This is a genomic window from Micromonospora endolithica (assembly GCF_003626595.1).
In the GTDB taxonomy this organism is placed as follows: Bacteria; Actinomycetota; Actinomycetes; order Mycobacteriales; family Micromonosporaceae; genus Micromonospora; species Micromonospora endolithica.
In genome coordinates this window covers 1-3,753 of the sequence record NZ_RBAK01000031.1, presented here as the reverse complement: position 1 = coordinate 3,753, position 3,753 = coordinate 1, and the positions used below count along the sequence as shown (strand labels likewise).

Genomic DNA, 3,753 nt, shown 5'->3' with positions numbered 1-3,753 from the left:
CGACCACGACCTCAGCCAGGCACTCGCGCACGCCCACACCCACGGCCTGCCCACCACCTGGCGGCCGAGCACCGCCGAGATCGAACCGCTACCCGCATACCCGTTCCACCACCAGCCCTACTGGCTCGCCGCGCCGCCGGCCGCCGCCTCCGGCGCGCCGGACACCACCCATCCCGTACTCACCCGGCACGCCGTCCTCCCGCACGACGCTCACGTCCTCACCGGACAGCTGGACGGCACCGCCCACCCGGAAAGCGCGCTGGTGGATCTCGCCGTCTTCGCGGCACAGACAGTGGGCGCGGCCGAAGTGGCCACGCTGACGATCACCGCGCCGCTCCCGGCCGGCCCGGCGCAGCTCCAGGTGTGGGCGGGCGCACCGGACGGCGACGGCACGCGCGAGTTCACCATCCGCTCCCAGCCGGACCGGGACGCGGAATGGACCGCGCACGCCGCCGGCCGGCTCGCCGCCTTCGGCACCGCAACCACCGCCGATGCCACTGCCGCTCGACCGGCCAGCGCCGGCCCGGTGGACGTGTCCGCCCTGGGCGACCCCACGATCCGGGCCGCCTGGCGTCACGACACCGACGTGTACGGCGAGATCGTTCCGGCCGGCTCGACCGGCGGCGTCCTGCTCGACCCGGAGCTGCTGGACGCCGCCCTCCGGCTGGCCGCCCTGACCGCCGACCCCGCCGACCCCGCCGATCTCGTGCCCGTCGAGTGGCGCGGCGTCCGCGGCCGCATCGATGCTGCCGGTGTCGTGCAGGTGCACGCCCGTGCGCACCCCGCCGGCACGGTCGCGCTGACCCTCACCCGGGCGGAGGGCGACCGGCTGACCGCCGACGCCGTGACGCTGCGCCGGACACCGCGTGAGTGGCGGCAGGCGGCCGCGCCGGTGCCCCTGTTCCACGTCGCCTGGCCAGAGATCCCGGCCGCCCGGGACGCCACCCCGGCGACCGCCCGGATCATCGGCCCGGACCCGCTGGGCCTGGCCGCCGCCCTGCGCAGCGCGGGCTGGGCCGACGGTGACGCCGTCGGCTTCGTCAGCGCCGGCGCCGGCGCGGACGACGACACCGCAGTCCCTGCCGCCGCCCGGGCGCTGACCGGCCGGGTGATGACCGCCGTGCAGGGCTGGCTGGCCGAGGACCGGCCGACCGGCGACCGGCTCGTCGTGGTGACCCGTGGCGCGGTGCGCCCGGACCGCGACGACACCCCGGCCGACGTGGCCGCGGCGCCGGTCTGGGGCCTGATTCGCACCGCCCAGGTCGAATACCCGGACCGGCTCGTCCTGCTCGACCTCGACGAGAATCCGCTGTCGGCCCGCACGGTCGCCGCCGCGCTCGCCGCCGGCGAGCCGCAACTCGCCGTCCGCGGCGGGCGGCTGCTGGTGCCCCGGCTCGCCCCCGTCGACCGGTCGCGCCTCACCCGGCCGGCCGAGCTCGGCGGGATGCTCGACCCGGACGGCACGGTTTTGATTACCGGCGCCACGGGCGGGCTGGGCCGGCGCCTCGCCGCGCATCTGGTCACCGAGCACGGCGCCCGGCATCTCCGGCTGGTCAGCCGGCGCGGCCCCGGCACGCCCGGCGCCACCGGGCTGGCGGCCGGCCTCCAGGAACTGGGCGCGACGGTGACGATCTCCGCCTGTGACGTCACCAACCGGAACGCGGTGGCCGCGATGCTCGCCGAGATTCCCGGCGACCATCCGCTCACCGCCGTCTTCCACGCCGCGGCCACCACCGACGGCGGCCTGATCACGTCGCTCGACCCGCAGCGGCTGGACACGGTGCTGCGGACCAAGGTGGACGCCGCCTGGCATCTGCACGAACTGACCGCGCCGCTCGAGCTGCGCTCCTTCGTGCTGTTCTCCTCGCTCTCCGGGGTGCTGGGCAACCCGGGCCAGGCCAACTACGCCGCCGGTAACGCCTTCCTCGACGCGGTGGCGCTGCACCGGCACACCACCGGGTTGCCCGCGACCGCGCTGGCCTGGGGCCTGTGGGAGGACGAGGCCGGCCTCAGCGAGCAGCTCAGCCAGAGCGACCGGGTGCGGATGACCGAGTCCGGGGTATCGCCGCTGCGTTCCGGCCGGGCCCTGGAGATGCTCGACCTCACCGTGCGCCAGGGCCTGCCCGCTGTCGCGCCGACCGAGCTCGACCGGCGGCGGCTGCAGGAGCACGCTGCCGCCGGTTCGCTGCCCACGCTGCTGCGGGGTCTGGTGCGCGCGCCGGCCACCCGGGCGGCCGCCGCCACGTCGTGGACCGGCCGGTTCGCCGAGCTGGCCGAGGCGGATCGCCGTACGGCGGTGTTCGGGCTGGTTCGCTCACACGTGGCCGCAGTGCTCGGGCACACGTCGGCCGACGACGTCGACCCGGAGCGGGCGTTCAAGGATCTGGGTTTCGAGTCCGTCACCGTGGTCGAACTGCGCAACCGGCTGTCCTCGGCGACCGGGCTGCGCCTGCCGCCGACCGTCGTGTTCGACCACCCGACCGTCGAGGAGCTGAGCGACGCGCTCCTCACCCGGCTTGCGCCGCCACCCGATCAGCCGTCGGTGCTGGCCGAGCTGGAGCGGCTGGAGCTGGCCCTGCAGGACGCGGCCGCCTTGAACGGTGATCGGGCCGCCGTCGAGGCGCGCCTGCGGACGCTGCTGCGCCGGGTCGAAGGGCCGCCGGCCGGGAACGGCACCCCGGCCGACGATCTCGCCACGGCCAGCGACGAGCTCCTCTTCGAGGTGCTCGACAAGGAACTTGATGCCCCCTGAGCGCCGTGCCGCAGAACCAGCCGCCGCTTCCGCCGGACCAGAAGGTGAGCGCATGACCGAGGACAAGTTGCGGGAGTACCTCAAGCGGGCGACCGCCGAGCTGCTCCAGACCAAACAGCACTTGCGCGACCTCACCGAACGCGACCACGACCCGATCGTCATCACCGCCGTCGCGTGCCGCTTCCCGGGCGGGGTGGCCACCCCGGAACAGCTGTGGCAGCTTCTCGCCGAGGGCCGGGACGCGATCCGCGCGTTCCCGGACGACCGGGGCTGGGATCTCGGGTCGCTCTACGACCCCGACCCGGATGCGGCCGGCCGCACGTACACCCGGCACGGCGGTTTCCTCGATGACGTGTCCGGCTTCGACGCGGAGTTCTTCGGGATCAGCCCGCGCGAGGCCATCGCGATGGACCCGCAGCAGCGGCTGCTGCTCGAGCTGTCCTGGGAGACGCTGGAGCGGGCGCAGCTCGATCCGCGTTCGCTGCGCGGCGGTCGCACCGGCGTCTTCGTCGGCACCAACGGCCAGGACTATCTCGTACGTGGCGGAGCGCCGCCGGAAAGCGTCGAGGGCTACCTCGGCACGGGCGTGTCGGCGAGTGTGCTGACCGGCCGGGTGGCGTACACGTTCGGCTTCGAGGGCCCGGCGATCACGGTCGACACGGCCTGCTCGTCGTCGCTGGTGGCGGTGCACCTGGCCGCGCAGGCGATCCGCAACGGCGAGTGCGACCTGGCCCTGGCCGGCGGCGTAACGGTCATGGCCACACCGGGCGTCTTCGTCGAGTTCTCCCGCCAGCGCGGGCTCGCCGAGGACGGGCGGATCAAGGCGTTCGCCGAAGCCGCCGACGGGACCGCGATGGCCGAGGGCGCCGGTCTGCTGCTGCTCGAACGGCTCTCGGTGGCGCAGGCCGCCGGACACCCCATCCTCGCCGTGATCCGCGGCAGCGCGGTCAACCAGGACGGCGCCTCCAACGGCCTGACCGCCCCGAACGGACCCGCCCAAC

2 protein-coding genes are annotated in these 3,753 nt (G+C 75.0%); both read left to right on the top strand.

The window, feature by feature from the left end; genetic code table 11:
- Positions 1–2,752: type I polyketide synthase (locus tag D7223_RS32300; RefSeq protein ID WP_120733488.1), on the top strand; the 2,752-nt coding region annotated here is incomplete at its 5' end.
- 52 nt (positions 2,753–2,804) lie between these two features.
- Positions 2,805–3,753, top strand: a 949-nt coding sequence (locus tag D7223_RS32295) for a beta-ketoacyl synthase N-terminal-like domain-containing protein (RefSeq protein WP_192902355.1), incomplete at its 3' end; no start/stop codon positions are given.